This window comes from Streptomyces sp. NPDC037273 (assembly GCF_055603625.1).
In genome coordinates, this window is the sequence record NZ_JBVJVO010000001.1 from 678,250 (window position 1) to 694,066 (window position 15,817).

General features: G+C 73.8%; 14 protein-coding genes. 7 read left to right on the plus strand and 7 right to left on the minus strand.

Annotated elements, in window-relative coordinates; genetic code table 11:
- Nucleotides 1–12: 12 nt before the first annotated feature.
- Nucleotides 13–792 carry an AraC family transcriptional regulator gene (locus tag ACZ7G1_RS02985; RefSeq protein ID WP_470877911.1) on the minus strand — a complete coding sequence of 260 codons (780 nt, stop codon included), beginning with the start codon at nt 790–792 and terminating at the stop codon, nt 13–15.
- A gap of 90 nt (nt 793–882) precedes the next feature.
- Here ACZ7G1_RS02985 and ACZ7G1_RS02990 point away from each other — a divergent pair, with 90 nt between their 5' ends.
- Together ACZ7G1_RS02990 and ligA are read left to right on the plus strand one after the other, a co-directional pair.
- Nucleotides 883–1,725, plus strand: coding sequence for a TSUP family transporter (locus ACZ7G1_RS02990; RefSeq protein WP_470878051.1), 843 nt, complete (start codon nt 883–885; stop codon nt 1,723–1,725).
- 154 nt (nt 1,726–1,879) lie between these two features.
- Nucleotides 1,880–3,958 carry an NAD-dependent DNA ligase LigA gene (gene ligA, locus ACZ7G1_RS02995; RefSeq protein ID WP_470877912.1) on the plus strand — a complete coding sequence of 693 codons (2,079 nt, stop codon included), beginning with the start codon at nt 1,880–1,882 and terminating at the stop codon, nt 3,956–3,958.
- Here ligA and ACZ7G1_RS03000 read toward each other — a convergent pair.
- Entirely contained in the window at nt 3,909–4,538 is a 630-nt protein-coding gene (locus ACZ7G1_RS03000; protein WP_470877913.1) for an ankyrin repeat domain-containing protein, read from the minus strand. The genes ligA and ACZ7G1_RS03000 overlap by 50 nt on opposite strands.
- Before the next feature lie 100 nt (nt 4,539–4,638).
- The gene (locus ACZ7G1_RS03005; protein ID WP_470877914.1) at nt 4,639–5,196 is read right to left on the minus strand and encodes a GlcG/HbpS family heme-binding protein; all 558 of its coding nucleotides are present in this window, start codon (nt 5,194–5,196) and stop codon (nt 4,639–4,641) included.
- Between the two features lie 296 nt (nt 5,197–5,492).
- On the opposite strand from ACZ7G1_RS03005, the gene ACZ7G1_RS03010 reads away from it, so the two are divergent.
- Nucleotides 5,493–6,653: a sensor histidine kinase gene (locus ACZ7G1_RS03010; protein WP_470878052.1), complete on the plus strand. Its 1,161-nt coding sequence runs from the start codon at nt 5,493–5,495 to the stop codon at nt 6,651–6,653.
- Nucleotides 6,654–6,677: 24 nt separating this feature from the next.
- Here ACZ7G1_RS03010 and ACZ7G1_RS03015 read toward each other — a convergent pair whose 3' ends face one another.
- The 3 genes from ACZ7G1_RS03015 to ACZ7G1_RS03025 all read right to left on the minus strand — a co-directional run bounded on the left by ACZ7G1_RS03015 (nt 6,678) and on the right by ACZ7G1_RS03025 (nt 9,440).
- Nucleotides 6,678–7,571: a LysR family transcriptional regulator gene (locus ACZ7G1_RS03015; RefSeq protein WP_470877915.1), complete on the minus strand. Its 894-nt coding sequence runs from the start codon at nt 7,569–7,571 to the stop codon at nt 6,678–6,680.
- A 143-nt stretch (nt 7,572–7,714) separates the two neighbouring features.
- Nucleotides 7,715–8,410: a type 1 glutamine amidotransferase domain-containing protein gene (locus ACZ7G1_RS03020; RefSeq protein ID WP_470877916.1), complete on the minus strand. Its 696-nt coding sequence runs from the start codon at nt 8,408–8,410 to the stop codon at nt 7,715–7,717.
- Between the two features lie 235 nt (nt 8,411–8,645).
- Entirely contained in the window at nt 8,646–9,440 is a 795-nt protein-coding gene (locus ACZ7G1_RS03025) for a YqjF family protein (protein WP_470877917.1), read from the minus strand.
- A 178-nt stretch (nt 9,441–9,618) separates the two neighbouring features.
- On the opposite strand from ACZ7G1_RS03025, the gene ACZ7G1_RS03030 reads away from it, so the two are divergent.
- Nucleotides 9,619–11,598: a SpoIIE family protein phosphatase gene (locus ACZ7G1_RS03030; RefSeq protein WP_470877918.1), complete on the plus strand. Its 1,980-nt coding sequence runs from the start codon at nt 9,619–9,621 to the stop codon at nt 11,596–11,598.
- Between the two features lie 41 nt (nt 11,599–11,639).
- Nucleotides 11,640–12,143 (plus strand): DinB family protein, encoded by a 504-nt coding sequence (locus ACZ7G1_RS03035; RefSeq protein WP_470877919.1) that lies wholly within the window; start codon nt 11,640–11,642, stop codon nt 12,141–12,143.
- 142 nt (nt 12,144–12,285) lie between these two features.
- Here ACZ7G1_RS03035 and ACZ7G1_RS03040 read toward each other — a convergent pair whose 3' ends face one another.
- Nucleotides 12,286–13,119, minus strand: a complete 834-nt coding sequence (locus ACZ7G1_RS03040; protein ID WP_470877920.1) for an MBL fold metallo-hydrolase — start codon at nt 13,117–13,119, stop codon at nt 12,286–12,288.
- A gap of 115 nt (nt 13,120–13,234) precedes the next feature.
- Here ACZ7G1_RS03040 and ACZ7G1_RS03045 point away from each other — a divergent pair, with 115 nt between their 5' ends.
- Both ACZ7G1_RS03045 and ACZ7G1_RS03050 read left to right on the plus strand, forming a co-directional pair.
- Nucleotides 13,235–14,302, plus strand: coding sequence for a hypothetical protein (locus ACZ7G1_RS03045; protein WP_470877921.1), 1,068 nt, complete (start codon nt 13,235–13,237; stop codon nt 14,300–14,302).
- A gap of 82 nt (nt 14,303–14,384) precedes the next feature.
- Nucleotides 14,385–15,680: a helix-turn-helix domain-containing protein gene (locus ACZ7G1_RS03050; RefSeq protein ID WP_470877922.1), complete on the plus strand. Its 1,296-nt coding sequence runs from the start codon at nt 14,385–14,387 to the stop codon at nt 15,678–15,680.
- Nucleotides 15,681–15,817 lie beyond the last annotated feature (137 nt).

A 15,817-nucleotide genomic window follows, 5' to 3' on the forward strand; every position in this document is an offset into this window, starting at 1 on the left:
CCACCGCTCGCCTCAGGAGCGGCCCGACGTCCGGCCCGCGCCGAAACGGGACGGCGGAAGGCCGAACGCGCGCGTGAAGGCCGCCGTGAAGGCGGCCGGGGAGGCGTAACCGAGCCGGGCCGCGACCTCGGTGACCGAGGCGGTACGCAGGAGGGGCAGCGCGGCGAGGAGCCGGGCGCGGGCCCGCCACACGGCGGGGCTCTCGCCCGTCTCCGCGCGGAAGCGCCGGGTGAACGCCCGCTCGCTCAGCGCCGTACGGGCCGCCCACTCGGTGTTGGTGACACCGGCGTCCGGCGCCGCGAGATAGGCGCGGCACAGGGCCGCGAGGTCCTCGGACGCCGGGGTGCCGACATGGAACGGCAGCGGGGCACGCGCCGCGATCTCGTGCAGGAGCAGCGTGGCCACCGCGCCCTCCCGGCCCGCGACGCTGTAGTCGGCCGGGAACTCGACGGCGGCCAGCAGCAGTTCACGCAGCAGCGGCGGTACGTCGACCACCGTGCAGCGAGCCGGCCACCACGGGACGGCGCCGGGCTCCACGTACAGGCTGCGGGTGCTCACCCCCAGCATCCGCACCCGGTGCAAGGTGGCCGCCGGGATCAGGACGGCCCGCTCGGGCGGCACCGTCCACGTGCCGTCGGCGGTCTCGACCACCATCACGCCGGTCGCCCCGTACAGGAACTGCGCCCGCCGGTGCTCGTGCCAGTCCAGGACCCGGCCGTCCGGGTAGTCCGTGCCGATCGGCAGGACGGCCCGGTCGACGTGGTCGACCTCGTCCAGCGGGATGTTCTTCACCGGCCCACCGTAGTGGCCGAGACGCGAAGGAATCCCGCCGACCATCGCATGCGGGCACCACCCGCGCCCTGATGGGCTTGATCCATGGACATCAACATGGTGGTACTGATCGCGATCGGGCTCCTCACCGGGGCGACGACCGTGCTGTTCGGCTTCGGCGGCGGCTTCGTCGCCGTCCCCGTCGTGGTCTGGGCGGACGCCGCCCTCGGCACGGACGCGATCCGCGTGGCCACCGCCACCTCGGCCCTCGTGATGGTCGTCAACGCGGGCTTCGCCACCGCCGTCACCCCGCGGAGCGTCCTGCACGCCCTCCGCGGAACCGGCACCCTGCTCGCCCTGCTCGCGGCCGGCGCCTGCCTCGGCGCCTGCGCCACCCGCTACGCCCCACCCGCCCTCACCCGCTGGGCCTTCGTCGCCTACCTCGCCCTCACCGCCCTCGACCTCCTCCTCCGCCCGGGCTTCCTCCGGCCCGCGAGCCTTCCCGAGCAGGCCTCGGAGACCAGCGGACGGCCGCTCCCCGCCACCGCCGGCCTCCCCATCGGCGCGGTCGCCGCGTTCCTCGGCGTGGGAGGCAGCGTCATGACCGTCCCCGCCATGCGCCGGGCCGGGCACCCCATGCGGTTGGCGACCGCCCTCGCCAACCCCCTCACCCTCGCCATCGCGCTCCCGGCCGCCCTGGTCTCCCTCGCGGGCTCCCCGCCCCTCGCCGCCACGAAGACCCCCACCGGACCCGCAGGCCCCACCGACCCCGCCGGCCCCATCGACCTCATCGGCCTGGTCGACCCCTACGCCGCCGTCGCCCTGCTCCTCGGCGCCCTCCCCGTCATCGCCGTCCTGCGCCGCCGCCCGCCCCGCATCCCCGACCGCACCCACGCCTGGTCGTACATCGGGCTGCTGGCCGTGGTCACCGTCGCGATGGTCGTACCGGCCTGACGGCCCGCCAGGACGGCACCGACTCGCGACCCTGACGGGTGACCCCGACTCGTGACACCGGCTGGACGGCAAGGCGGCAAGGGGCGGGCGGCACCGGCTGGGTGCGCACGGCGGCCGAGGGGCGTTGTCAGTGGTGTCCGCAAGGATGGTTCCCATGACGATCACCTCCGCCGATGAGGCGCGCTCCAGCCTGCCCGGGATCTCCACCCCCGCCGAGTACGACGCCGCCGTCGAGCGGCTGCGGGAGGCGTCGCGCACGTACTTCGGCGCGGGATACAGCCTGATGGACGACGCCACCTACGACCGGCTGCTGATAGCGGTGAAGGCCTGGGAGACCGCGCATCCGGACGAGGTCGCCGAGGACTCCCCGACGGGCCGGGTGGCCGACGGGGCGGCACCGGCCGGCGACGTCGCGCACACCACGCTCCTGCTCAGCCTCGACAACGTCTTCACGCCCGAGGAGCTGGAGTCCTGGGGCGCCTCGCTCCGGCGCCGTCTCGGACACGAGCCGACGGGCGGGTTCACCGTCGAACCGAAGATGGACGGCGCGGCCATCGCGGCCCGCTACCGCGACGGACGCCTTGAGCGGATCATCACGCGAGGCGACGGCACGCGGGGCGAGGACGTCAGCCACGTCATCGGCACGATCGTGGGCCTGCCCGAGCAACTGGCGGAACCGCTCACCTTCGAGGCGCGGGGCGAAGTCCTCTTCACCCAGGAGCAGTTCGAGGCGGCCAACGAGGTGCGTACGGCGCACGGCGCGGGCGTATTCGCCAATCCGCGCAACGGGGCCGCGGGTACCCTGCGGGCCAAGGACCGGCCCTACCGCCTCGCGATGACGTTCTGGGCGTACGGCGCGGTCGCGCTCGACGGCGGCGCCTTCCCGCCCGCGGGGGCCACCCACGCGGAGACGCTCGCCGCGGTGGAGCGGGCCGGGGTGGGCACGACGGCCGCGACCCCGGCCGGCCTGCACGTGGTGGCGACCCTTGCCGAGGCGCGGCAGCGGGTCGACGCCATCGCCGCGATGCGCGCCACCCTGCCGTTCGGCATCGACGGCGTCGTCATCAAGGCCGACAGCGCCGCCGAACAGGCCGCCGCGGGCCTCGGCAGCCGCTTCCCGTACTGGGCCATCGCCTACAAACTCCCCGCCGTCGAGCGGCAGACCGTGCTGCGGGAGGTGATCTGGGAGGTCGGCCGCACGGGCGTCCTCGCGCCCACCGCGATCCTCGACCCGGTCGACCTCGACGGCTCCACCGTCACCCGCGCCACCCTGCACAACCCGGCCGACATCCTCCGGCGCGACCTCCACCTCGGTGACACCGTGACGGTCCACAAGGCCGGCGACATCATCCCGCGCGTCGAGGCCGCCGTCGTCGAGCTGCGCCCCCAGGACGCCGTCCCGGTCCCGCTGCCGCGGGAATGCCCGCACTGCGGCGGGGAGATCGACCGGAGCCAGGAGCGGTGGCGTTGTGCGAAGGGGACCGCCTGCGCGCTCGCGCCGCTGATCGAGTACGTCGCCGGGCGCGACATCCTCGACATCGACGGCCTCGGCAGGAAGTACGTCGACGCGCTCATCGCCGCCGGTGAAGTAGCGGACGTCGCCGACTTGTTCACCCTCACCGAGGAACAGCTCACGGTCGCCTCGGGCAGCGCCAAGCGGGGCGCGAAGCTGGCCGAGCAGATCCGGCTCGCCAAGGACCGGCCCCTCAGCCGCGTCTTCTGCGCGCTGGGCATACCGGGCACGGGACGGCGCATGTCCCGGCGCATCGCCGAGCACTTCGGCACCATGGAGGCCATCCGCGCGGCCGACGCGGCCGTCCTCCAGGACGTCGAGGGCATCGGTCCGGAGAAGGCGCCCGTCATCGTCGAGCAGGTCGCGGCGCTCGCCCCGGTGATCGACAAGCTGACAGCCGCCGGCGTCTCCATGACCGAGCCGCGGCAGCCGGGCGACGAGGAGGCACCCGACGGGCCCCTGACCGGAAAGACCGTCGTCGTGACCGGGAAGATGACAGGCCCCCTCGACGGCTGGGGCCGGTCCGAGATGGGCGCGCTGATCGAGAAGGCCGGCGGACGCGCGGGCAGCGGCGTCAACGCCCGCACGACCTACCTGGTGGCCGCGCCGTCCGCGAGCGGCAAGCCGAGCTCGAAGGCCGTCAAGGCCCAGGAGCTCGGCGTCGAGGTCCTCACTCCGGAGGCCTTCGCCACCCTCGTGGCGGAGTACCTGGAGCCCTGAGCAGCGCCGCGATCTCGGTGAACCCGCGGCGTTCCGCGTGGTGCAGGGGAGGGACGCCGTCGGCGTCGGCGAGGGTGGGGTCGGCGCCGGCGGCCAGGAGGAGTTCCACGACCTCCTGGTGCGCACGGCCGCCGTCGCCGAGGATGACGGCCTCCAGGAGGGCGGTCCAGCCGAGGTCGTTGACGTGGTCGACGTCGATGCCGGTCTCCCGCAGCACCGCGCGGACGTAGGGGACGTGGCCGCGTTCGCTCGCGGGGATCAGGGATACCCCGCCGAAGCGGTTGCGCAGGGTCAGGTCCGGGCCGGCCGGCAGCAGGGCGCGCATCATGTCCACGTTGCCGGTCACGCCGGTGACGAGCCAGGCGCTGTCGTGGCGGCGGTCCTGGGCGTCGGGATCGGCCCCGGCCGCGACCAGGACCCGGGCGGCCTCGACGTGGCTGCCGAGCGAGGCCAGCAGCAGGGGCGAGCGCAGCTCTTCGTCGCGGGCCTCCACGGAGGCGCCCGCCTCCAGGGCGGCGCGGACCTCCTGGGCGTCGCCCCGGCGGGCGGCGGCCAGCAGGCGGTGGTTGCTTTCGCGCATGTCGGTCCTCCTCGGCCCGCACAACGATGAGGGAAAGCCGACGGCACCCGTACGGGGGGACAGGTGCCGTCGGCGTCTGTGGGGTGTCGCTCGCCGGGGATTACTTGTTCAGGGCGGCGACGCCGGCCTGGGCGAACTTCTCGTCGAGGTCGCCGGAGGGGGCGCCGGCGACGCCGATGCCGGCGATGGGGGCGCCCTTGGCGGTGACGGGGGCGCCGCCGGCGAGGAAGAGGGTGCCGGGGATGTCCTTGAGGGTGGGGGCGTTGGTGAGGCGCTTGGCGAGCTCGGAGGTGGGGGCGTTCCAGGAGACGGCGGTGTAGGCCTTCTTGACGGCGGACTCGTAGGACTGCGGGCCCGCGCCGTCGCCGCGGAGGGTGACGAGGGTGTTGCCGTTGCGGTCGACGACCGCGACGGAGACGCGCTGGTTCTCCTTCTCGGCGGCGTCCAGGGTGGCCCGCGCGGCCTTGGTGGCGGCCTCGATCGTCAGGTGGGTCGACTGCGTGGTGTTCTTGTTCGCGGCGTCGGCCTTGGCGACGGCGGCGGCCGCGGCGGCCGGGGTGGCGGCGTTCGCGGAGACGGCGCCGAAGGTTCCGGCGGCGAGGGCGCCGGCGGCGACGGTACCGGTGAGGACGCGGGTACGCAGGGACAGCTTCTTCATGGTCGTCATCTCCTTGGGGATCGGCCCCTTGGGGGCTTCGGGAAGCGTCTGCGTTCCCGCTCTGACATCCATCCTGGGGGCGGATGCGGCCCTCACCGGTCGGCCTACAGGCTCCGCCCGGCGCTCCCGGCGGGGGACCCAGGGGTCAGCCGATCGGATGATGCGGAATTGATCAATCCGGATAGCCTGGGGCCGGGGGAACGAGCGGAGAAGAGGAGCGAACGGTGCGGACGAACGAGCGGGCGCCCATCGGCACGGAGGACGCCGACCCCGACGCCGGCTGGCTCGCGACCGTCATGCACGTGGCGTTCTTCGTCCTCCTCTGCTCGTCGCTGACCCGCTACCTGATCGTCCACCCCGGCGCCCGCAGCACTCCCTGGGTGATCGTCCTCGCCGCCCTGCTGTCCGGGCTGTACGTCCTGGGCCCCGTCCTCGGCCCCCGTCGGGCCCCGGCCCGCGGCTCCGCCCGGACCCCGGCGGGACCCATGATCTGGCTGGCCGCCGTGATGGGGACCTGGCTCGCCCTGGTGTTCCTCGCGCCGAGCTTCGGCTGGTGCGCGGTGCCGCTCTTCTACACGGGCCTGCGTTCGCTGCGCATCCGGTCCGCGATCATCCTGGTCACCGTGATCACCGCCTGTGTCGTGGCCGCTCAGGTGAAGCTGCGGCTCCGCTTCGGCTTCGACCCGAACCTGATGTTCGCCCCGCCGGCCGTCGCCGCCGTCGCCACGGCCGTTTTCATCTACTCCCAGCGCCAGGCCGACCGCCTGCGGACGGTCATCGCCGACCTCGTCCGCACCCGGCGCGAACTCGCCGCCACCGAGCGGCGTGAGGGCACCCTCGCCGAGCGGCAGCGGCTGTCCATGGAGATCCACGACACCCTCGCGCAGGGCCTGTCCAGCCAGCAGATGCTGCTCCAGGCCGCCGACCGGCTGTGGGACACCGATCCGGTGGCCGCCCGCCGTCACGTCCGTACCGCCACGACCATCGCGGAACAGAACCTCGCCGAGGCCCGCCGCTTCGTCCACGACCTCGCGCCCGCCGACCTCGCCGACGGAGGAAGCCTCGACGACGCCCTGCGTACCCTGGCCGCCCGCGAGACCTCCGACACCCTGCGGGTCCACTTCCACCAGGACGGCGTCGCCACCACCGCCCTGCCCGAGCGGGTGCGGTCGGCGCTGCTCCGGATCGCGCAGGGCGCCCTTGCCAACATCCGCGAGCACGCCGACGCCGAGTCCGCCGCCCTCACCCTCACCTACCTCGACGACCAGGTCGTCCTCGACATCGCCGACGACGGCCACGGCTTCGACCCGGCCGACACCCCCGGCGGAGTCCGCGGCCACGGCCTGCCCGCCATGCGCGTCCGCGCCCGCCAGCTCGGCGGCACCCTCACCGTCGAATCCGCCCCGGGCGAAGGCACCGTACTCTCCGCCGCCATCCCCCTCACCCCCGCGACCTGACCCCGCCCGCCACGTCCTGCCGAGTCACCAGCCCCGCCCCGCGTCGATCAGCAGATCGCGGACCCGCGTGACGTCGGGGTTGTCCGGACGCCCGGGCCGCTGCACCAGGTAGCCGGTGTTGATCGGCGGATCCTCGGGCTCGTGCAGCAGGACGAGCGCACCGGAGGCGAGCTCCGCCTCGCACAGATAGCGCGGCAGGACCGAGAAGCCCGCTCCGGCCGTGACCGCCGCGAGGACACCGCGCAGATCGGGCACGGTGACCGCGGCGGGGCAGGACAGCCGGGCGCCGAAGACATGGCGCCAGTAGCGCCGGGCGATCGGCAGATCCTCCGCGTACGCGACCAGGGGTACGCCGTGCAGCGCCGCCGGCCCCTGACCGGCGAGACCCTCCCTCGCGCGGTCCGCCCAGACGGGTGCGGCCACGAGCACGAACTCCTCGTCCATCAGCGGGACCGCGACCAGCGTCCGCCCGCGCGGCCGGAACGTCGCGACGACCAGGTCGTGCCGGCCCGCGCGCACCTCGTCCAGGAGCGGTTCCGTCAGCCCCGGCGTCACCCGCAGCCGCACCCCCTGCGCGGCCAGCGGGGCGAGCGCGGGCAGCACCCGCGTACAGAGGAGTTCGGCGGGCCCGGCCAAGTGCACCGGCGCCGCCCGCTCGTCGCGCGCCTCGTCCTGTCCGGTCGCGGCCGCCAGCGCGTCCAGGGGAGCGGCGACCCGCGCCGCCAGATCGTGCGCGACGGGCGTCGGCGCGACCCCTCTCGGCAGCCGTACGAACAGCTCCCGGCCCGTCTGGCGCTCCAGCGACCGGATCTGCGCGGTCACCGTCGGCTGCGAGAGACCGAGCAGCCCGGCGGCCGCCGTGAACGACCCGGACCGGTGGACCGCCAGGAAGGTGCGCAGCAGATTCAGGTCCGTCACCGCGGTGACACCGGACAGCGGCACTGACCCGGTGCCATCGGAATGCGTATGAACCACGCGGAAACCCTACCGACCAGCCTATGGACGCACACACGAAGACGCCGGCCGCCCCCGGACGAGGGGCGGCCGGCGTCCCGTACGGTTCAGCCCAGCATCTTGACGACCTCGGCCGCCAGCGGCGCGGAGGAGGCGGGGTTCTGCCCGGTGACGAGGTTGCGGTCGATCACGACGTTGGGGGCCCACGGCTCGCCCACCCGGACGTTCACGCCGGCCTCGACGAGGCGGGTCTCGAGGAGCCACTTCGCCTTGTCCGCGAACCCGGCCTGCGTCTCCTCGGCGTTGGTGAACGCGGCGACCTCGTAGCCGGCGAAGGCGTTGGTCCCGTCGGCCCGCGTGGCGGCGAGCAGGGCGGCCGGCGCGTGGCAGACGACCGCCAGCGGCTTGCCGGACTCGAGCGCCGCGATCAGCAGCGCGCCGGAGGTGGCGTCGACCGCGAGGTCCTCCATGGGGCCGTGGCCGCCGGGGTAGAAGACGGCGTCGTAATCACCCAGCTCCACCTCGTCCAGCCGGATCGGCCTGTTGAGCTCCTCCATGGAGGCGAGCGTGGCGGCGATCCTGTCCGCGCCCTCCTGCCCGCCGTTCGCCTCCGGCGCCAGGCTGCCCTGGTCCACCGTCGGCACCACACCCCCCGGCGTGGCCACCACGATCTCGTGCCCGGCCGCCGTCAACGCCTCGTACGGCGCCACGGCCTCCTCCGCCCAGAAGCCCGTCGGGTGCTTCGTCCCGTCCGCGAGCGTCCAGTGGTCGGCGCCGGTCATCACAAAAAGGATCTTCGACATGCGTTCACTCCAGGAGATTCGGCCCCTCAGGACCCCGGGACCACGACTGCCCGCCCGGACGCTCCCCCCTCGGAACGTCAGTGCGGCGATGTCCTCGAACGTAGCCCCGCCCGTGAGACGCCACCAATGGAGAAGCCGATGCCCGCCATCGGCATCCCGATGGCTCGGCGGGGAATACCCACGCTCCACCCGCACCCGACCGACCTGCCGGACCCCTCGCTCGCGCCCCGGCGCGTCAGCTGTCCTCGGCCCGCCGCTGGCGTGGCACGGCCACGCCGTCCGGCCGCCTCGGCGGCGGGCCGAAGCGGACCGGAACGCCGGGGGAGTACAGGACGCTGACGGGCTCGCCGAGCGGACGGGGGAAACCGGCGGCGGTGAGCAGGCTCTCGTCGAGCGAGAGCAGGCGGGCGCGGTGGAGGGGCCAGCGGGGGTGGGTGTTCGGCAGGTAGAGCGGCCGCCCGCGGAAGGAACTGTGCATGCCCCAACGGGCGGTCAGGAAGTGTTCGAGCGCCGTCGGTTCGTCGACCCGCTCCCCGATGTCCACCGAGAGCGCGCTGTGGGCCCCGCGCGGCCCCGGCCACCTCCGCCTGCTGCTGTACGTCATCGTGGAGCCCTCGCTCCGTATGCTCATCCGCGACCAGACGTAGGGGAGGCGGAACGCCCACCTGCCGACCGCCACCGGCAGCAGACGGGAAGCGTCGAGCGACCGGAAGACCACCCCGCGCCGCCCGTGGCCGTCCACCGAGTACAACCGCACGTTGGTCTCGGGGAAGGTGCCGAGGTACGGGAATCCCGGCAGCCGGAACCAGCCGACCCGGTGCATCCGGAACGCCACGAGCCCCACGTACGTCACCCCGTCCAGGGTGTCGGGCACGGTACCCGCCGGCAGCAGCGGCGCCACCTCGGCGGGCTCCACCGCCCAGTGCAGGAACGCCAGATCCAGCCAGGACTGGGTGAGCAGCGTCCGGTCCGTCCGGTGCGGCGGATCCGCCGACACGGGTTCGGGCTCCACGGCGGGCGTCTGAGGCATCGCAGCAGTATCCAGGACGACGGCCGGGGACGCGCCCGTTCCGCTGGTCACGATCGCCGGCCGGAGGCGCTCCAGAGCCCGCGTGGCGCACCGGGATATGCCAGGTGACCAGCGAAGATGTGGAAATGCACGGCGTTGGTGTGGGGAGAGACGGGCGGACGTCCGGGGCGGGGGCGCGATGAGTCCGGAGCGGGCACTCGATCCGGAATGGTTCGACGCGACGATCGCGGCCGTCGCGCTGCTGGCCGGGCCCGAGCACCGGCTGATCTACACCAACGAGGCCTTCACCCGCCTGTTCGGCGCGCGGCCGGTCGGCCTCCCGGCCCGGGACGCCTTCCCGGACCCGGACTCCGGGCGGTTCCTGTCCGTGCTCGACGACGTACGGGACACCGGACGCGCCCGGCAGGTCACCGGCGCCCGCGAGACCGACCCGGGCGCCCCCGAACAGTCGGCGCGCTTCGTCTACTCGTGCAGCCCCGTCACCACCGGCGAGGGCGCGGGAATCCTGGTCGTGGCCATGGACACGACGCCGGAGAGCCGCGCACTCCAGCGCTACGAAGCCCTCGTGTCCGCCGTCTCGCAGATGGTCTGGGTGATGCACGGGGACGGCTCCATGGAGGAGGTCGTACCGGGCTGGCGGCAGCTCACCGGAGCCCCGTGGCACGGCCGCGCCGACGAGGACTGGTACGCCTTCGTGCACCCCCGCGACCGGGAGAGACTCGGCGAAGCCTGGCGTGCGGCCGCCGAGCCCGGCGGCACCGGCGTCTTCCAGAGCACCTTCCGGATCCGGGCCGCCGACGGCTCGTACCGCCACCTGTCCACGCGCTGCGTCCCGGTCGTGCACGAGGGCCGGGTCACCGAGTGGATCGCGGCGACGGCGGACGTCGAGGACACCTGGGGCACGCACCTGCGCGAGAGCCTCCTCGCCCAGGTGGCGGCGGTCTCCGGCGGAAGCCCGGAGGAGGCGTTCGCCGCCGTCGTACGGGTGGTGGTGCCCGAACTCGCCGACGCCTGCCTCGTCCTGCTGCTCTCCCACGAGGAGTGGCCGCTCCCCGAGAACGCCACCGTCACCGCCCGCCGCGTGGCCTCCGCCACCCGCCCCGGCCTGCCCGCCCCGCCCGCGCTCCTGGGCCAGCGGGTCACGGTCACCGCGACCGTCCGCGAGGTGCTGGAGAGCAGGGTGCCGCGTACCTTCCTGCTCGCGGAGGGCGGCTCCGTGCCACCCGGCCTCGTCCCCGCGGTCACCGAGCGGTGGCTCCTCGCCTCCGGGGCGACGAGCCTGACGCTGGTCCCGCTCGTCGTGGAGGACATCGTCCTGGGGTACGCGGCCACCAGTACCAACGGGGACACGCCCGTCCCCGCGGCGGCCGACGTCGAGCTGCTGCGCGAGGTGCTGCACCACGCCCAGCGGCCGATCCGCAAGGCCGTCGACCTCCAGCAGGCCCGCCGTACCGCCCTCGACCTCCAGCGGGCCCACCTCACCCGGCCGCCGGAGGTCCCCGGCGCGAGCCTCGCCGCCTGCTACCAGCCCGCCAGCTCCTCACACGAGATCGGCGGCGACTGGTACGACGCGATCGTCCAGCCCGACGGCGGCCTCGTCCTCGACATCGGCGACGTCGCGGGCCACGACCTCGCCGCCGCCACCGCGATGGGCCAGCTCCGCAGCATGCTCCGCGCCCTCGCCTGGCACAAGGGCCCCGCCCGCACCCCCGCCACCGTGCTCTCCATGCTCGACGACGTCGCCGAAGGCCTCGCCGGCGCGCCCTTCACCACCGCCGTCCACGCCCACCTCCACCGTCGCCCCGACGGCACCTGGCACATGACCTGGTCCAACGCCGGGCACCCGCCGCCCCTCCTCGTCCCGGCCCAAGGCGCTCCCCGCTTCCTCACCGGCAGCGGTGAGGACCCGCCGCTCTGCGTCGGCTCCCGTGTCGCCCGTACGAGTCACCACCACACCCTCGAACCCGGCGACACGCTCCTCCACTACACCGACGGCCTCATCGAGTCCCGTACCGGCTCGCTCGACGACGGCCTCCGACGCCTCGCCGAAGCCGCCGCCCGCCACCGCGCCCAGCCCCTCCCCGACCTCCTCCGCCTCCTCGACGACCTGTCCGACCACCGCGACGACACCGCGATGCTCGCCTTCCGCGCCGGCTAATTCCGTCGACATCCCGGAGCCGATCGGAGACGCTTCGCACGATGAGCACAATCGATGACACCCCAGCCGCGTGGGACGAGCGCACCCAGCTCAACACGTTCCTCGACTACGCCCGCGAGACTGCCCGCGCCAAGTGCGCGGGGGTCTCCCCGGAGAACGCCGTCAAGGCGCTCCTCCCGGGCTCGCCCCTGATGACCCTCAACGGAGTGATCAACCACCTCCGCTGGGTCGAGTACTACTGGTTCCAGGTCGTCTTCCTCGGTGAGGAGGACGAAGGCCCCTGGACCGAGGAGGACCCGGACCGCGAGATGCGCGTCGCGGTCGATTTCCCCCTCGCCCAGCTCCTCGACGAATACGCGGAACAGAGCGCCCGCTACCGCGAACTCGCCGCCGCGAACGACCTCGACGCCAAGGCCAAGAACCCCGTACGCGGCGGCCTCCACGTCGACCTCCGCTGGATCCTCCTCCACCTCACCGAGGAGACGGCCCGTCACAACGGCCACCTGGACATCCTCCGCGAGATGCTCGACGGCAAGACCGGCTAGACACACGAACTGCCCCCGGCACCTTGGACGAGGTGCCGGGGGCAGTTCGCAAAAGCGCCGCCGAAGCGCCGCCGAAGCGCCGTACTAAAGCGTCGTACGAAAGCGTCGTACCAAAGCGTCGTAAGAAAGCGTCGCCGAAGCGTCAGGAAGCCGCGAGCTCCGCCGCGACCGCGTCGGCCCCGAGGGCGATCATCCAGGTCAGCGGGAGGTCGGGGGCGAACTCCTGGAGGCGGCGGTCGAGTTCCTCCTTCGCCGCATCGGTGAGCGTGGGGCTGCCCTGCGCGAGCTCGCGGACGGCCTCGCGGTAGTACGCGAGGTACCGGTGCTGCGCCGTGAGCACCTCGACACCCGTCGGGGCGCCGTGACCGGGCAGCAGGGTGCGGGCCCCGGCCAGGTCGGTGGTGAGGGCGGCGAGCGCGTCGAGCCAGAGCGCGCCGTGGCCGTCGGCCGTGTACGGGTGGGTGCCGTGGAAGGCGAGGTCGCCGATGAAGGCGGTGGGCGCGCCGCCGTCGACGGAGGCCAGGAAGTAGCTGTCGGCGTGGCTCTCGGCCGGGCCGACGTGACGGGCGGTGAAGGTGACCCCGCCCAACTCCACCGTGTCACCGTCCTGCAGGAGGACCGTCGGGTACGCGGTCACCGCGGGCCACTCCTCGCCGTACACCGGCCCCCACTGCGCCCGCTTCGCGTCGGCGATCTCGACGATGGCCTTGCCGACCGCCTCGGTCGCGTAGACCGGGACGTCCCGGCCGTCCACGAGCGCGTGCACGCCGTTGAAGTGGTCCGGGTGCGCGTGGGTGACGAGGACGCCGAGCAGCGGCTTGCCGAACGCGGCGACCTTCGCGACGAGTTCGGCGATGTCGGAGTTCAGCAGGTTGGTGTCCACCACCACGAGGCCGCTGTCGGTCTCCACGATGTAGGAGTTCACGAACAGCCCGGCCTCGGAGCCGGTGTGGGTGTGAATCGTCAGGTCGGACACGAGAGTTCCCCCAGATGGTTCGAATGTGATCGACACGAAACCTAGCCCCGATGTGAAGACTTGTGAAGTCCGATGTGAAGAAACTTCACACGGCTATGCTGTGCCGGCGATGGGCATGTCCACGGAAGACGAACGACTCCTTGCGTTCGCCGAGATAGCGCTGCACAACGGCTCCCCAGGCGAGGCACTCGACGCCTTCGCCCGCGTGCCGGGCTCCGCCGCGCGGTTCGGCCTGGCCCGCGCACTGGAGGCACTGGACCGCAAGTCCGAGGCCGCGCCCCTCTACGAGGCACTGTGGCGCGAAGCGGAACCCGGCTCATCGGAGCGGGCCGAACGAGGCGTCGCCCTCGTGCGCTGCCACTCCCAGGCCGGCGACCTGGCGACCGCGGTCGAGCGGGGCGAACAGGCCCTCGCCGACTTCACCGACATCGGACACCCCTGGCACGAACAGGCCGTACGGCTCGGCGTCACCCTCGAAGGCGCCTACAGCCGGCGAGGCGAACTGCGGCGCGCGAACCGGCTGTTGCGCAGACTCCGGACCGTCGCCGACGAACTCGGCGCGCCCGGCGCCCTCGGCGCCGTCTGCTGGAACGCGGCACTCAACGCGTACTGGCTGGGCCGCCCCGAGGAAGCCTGCGAACTCTCACGCCAGGCCCTCGCCCTGTTCGGCGAGACCGAGCACCACCTCAACCTCGCCACGGTCCGCGGCATCCACGGCAGGATGCTCGGCCGGGCCCACCCCGACCGCCGGGAGGAGGCCCTCACCCTGCTCCTGCGCGCCCACTCCGAGCTGTCCGAGCTGGACCAGGGCTACCTCCTCATCGACTGCGAGACCGAGGTGGCCGACCTCCTCGTCCGCTCCGACGAGCCCGAACGGGCCCTGGCCTACGTCCGTACCGCCCTCGCCCGGCCCCAGACACCCGCCACCCTCGCCATGGCCGACAGCCGCCTGGTCCTCGCCGAAGCGCTGCTGGCCACCGGAGACCTGGCCGGATGCCAGGCCGAGATCGCCCTCGCGACCGCCATCCTCGACGCCACCCAGGGCACGAACCGCATCCTGCTCGCCCGGGAATGGCACCGCGCGGCCGGCCTCCACCGCGCCTACGGAGCCGTGGACGCCGCCCTCCACGCCTACCGCCAGGCCCTCCTCCTGGCAGGCCCGGGCCCCTCCCTCTGGAGCTGAGCCCACCGCGGCGACCGGGCGCGCACCGGGCGGACGCAGGGGCCAGGACCGTACGGCCGGACACCCCTTAGGATCGGTCGACATGACTCCCGACGAGCAGACAGGCAGCCGGATCCGCACCCTGCGGGTCACCCAGGGGCGCTCGCAGGCCGACCTGGCCGGCCCCGGCATGTCCGCCAGCTACCTGTCGATGATCGAGTCGGGATCCCGCGCCGCTTCGCCCGCCGCGCTCCGCCACCTCGCCGCACGCCTCGGCACCACGGTCGAGTTCCTCGCCCGGGGACAGGAAACCGACACCCGCACCGAGACCGAGAGCCGGATACGGATCGGCCTGCTCGCCCTGCGGGCCGGTGACCCCGAGCAGGCCCTGGCCCTGCTCGACGGCCTCGACGGTCCGGCGGCCGCCACCGGCCGGCTGCACGCCCTCGAACGCCTGGGGCGGCTCGACGAGGCCGCCGACGGCCACGAGGAGCAGCTCGGCCACGCCGAGCCCGGCTCCCTCCCGTGGGCCGACCATGCCGTCGACCTCGTCCGCTGCTACCTCACCGGCGGCGACCTCTACTCGGCGGCGGAGCTCGCCGAACGCGCCTTGGCCGTCTACGAGCAGCGCGAACTGCTCTGGTCCGACGAGGCGACCCGGCTCGCGATGCTCCTCGCCGAGGTACGCGCCCAGCAGGGCGACCAGGAGGAGGCCCACGCCCTCCTGGAACGCACCGGGCAGGCCATCGCCGCCACGCGCACCCCCACGGCGCGCGCCCAGGGATACGCCCGAGCCGCCCGGCACGCCCACGACGAAGGCCGATTCCCCGAGGCCCACACCCTCTCCACCAAGGCCCTGGCCCTCTTCGGCCAGACGGACCGGCTCCTCGACGCCGCCAACCTGCGCGCCCTCACCGGCGTGCTCCTCGCCGAATCCCAGCCCACCCGCCTGCCCGAGGCCGTACGGCTCCTCGACGAAGCCCGCACCGACCTCCTCGGCCTCGACGCCGCCTCCGACCTCTCCCGCTGCGAACTCGCCCTCGCCGGCCTCCTCGTCCGCACCGACGACCCCGCGCGGGCCCGACACCACGCCCAGGCCGCCCTCGACCGCGCGCCCGACACCCACGGCACCCAGCGCGCCCACGCGCACATCGTCCTGGCCGAGGCCTCGCTCGCCCACGGCGACCACACCGCCGCCGCGACCTCCCTCACGGCGGCCACCGCCCTCCTCTCGGCCCTGCCGCCCGGCGACCGCCAGGCCACCCAGTGCTGGCACCGCGCCGCCCTCCTCCACCAGCGCCTCGGCGCCCCCGAGGACGCCATGCACGCCTACGACCAGGCACTCCGCGCCGCGGGTCACGCCGTCGCCCCACCGGCCCGCGCCAGGACGACGACGTAGCGACCTCCTGACCGCGGGCGCGGCCCCGTGCGCGCCCAGGCGGCATCAGGTCCACTTTCGGCGGCACCCCGGGGCGTCGCCCCGGCCTTCGGCGACGCGTCACCTACTCTCCCGAGACCGACGCCTCATCACCGAAG

Excerpts from the sequence above, each read along its gene's own strand:
- ligA (WP_470877912.1), top strand. The coding sequence starts at position 1,880 with ATGACGATCACCTCCGCCGATGAGGCGCGCTCCAGCCTGCCCGGGATC.
- ACZ7G1_RS03000 (WP_470877913.1), bottom strand. The coding sequence starts at position 4,538 with ATGCGCGAAAGCAACCACCGCCTGCTGGCCGCCGCCCGCCGGGGCGAC.
- ACZ7G1_RS03005 (WP_470877914.1), bottom strand. The coding sequence starts at position 5,196 with ATGAAGAAGCTGTCCCTGCGTACCCGCGTCCTCACCGGTACCGTCGCC.
- ACZ7G1_RS03010 (WP_470878052.1), top strand. The coding sequence starts at position 5,493 with ATGCACGTGGCGTTCTTCGTCCTCCTCTGCTCGTCGCTGACCCGCTAC.
- ACZ7G1_RS03020 (WP_470877916.1), bottom strand. The coding sequence starts at position 8,410 with ATGTCGAAGATCCTTTTTGTGATGACCGGCGCCGACCACTGGACGCTC.
- ACZ7G1_RS03025 (WP_470877917.1), bottom strand. The coding sequence starts at position 9,440 with ATGCCTCAGACGCCCGCCGTGGAGCCCGAACCCGTGTCGGCGGATCCG.
- ACZ7G1_RS03030 (WP_470877918.1), top strand. The coding sequence starts at position 9,619 with ATGAGTCCGGAGCGGGCACTCGATCCGGAATGGTTCGACGCGACGATC.
- ACZ7G1_RS03035 (WP_470877919.1), top strand. The coding sequence starts at position 11,640 with ATGAGCACAATCGATGACACCCCAGCCGCGTGGGACGAGCGCACCCAG.
- ACZ7G1_RS03045 (WP_470877921.1), top strand. The coding sequence starts at position 13,235 with ATGTCCACGGAAGACGAACGACTCCTTGCGTTCGCCGAGATAGCGCTG.
- ACZ7G1_RS03050 (WP_470877922.1), top strand. The coding sequence starts at position 14,385 with ATGACTCCCGACGAGCAGACAGGCAGCCGGATCCGCACCCTGCGGGTC.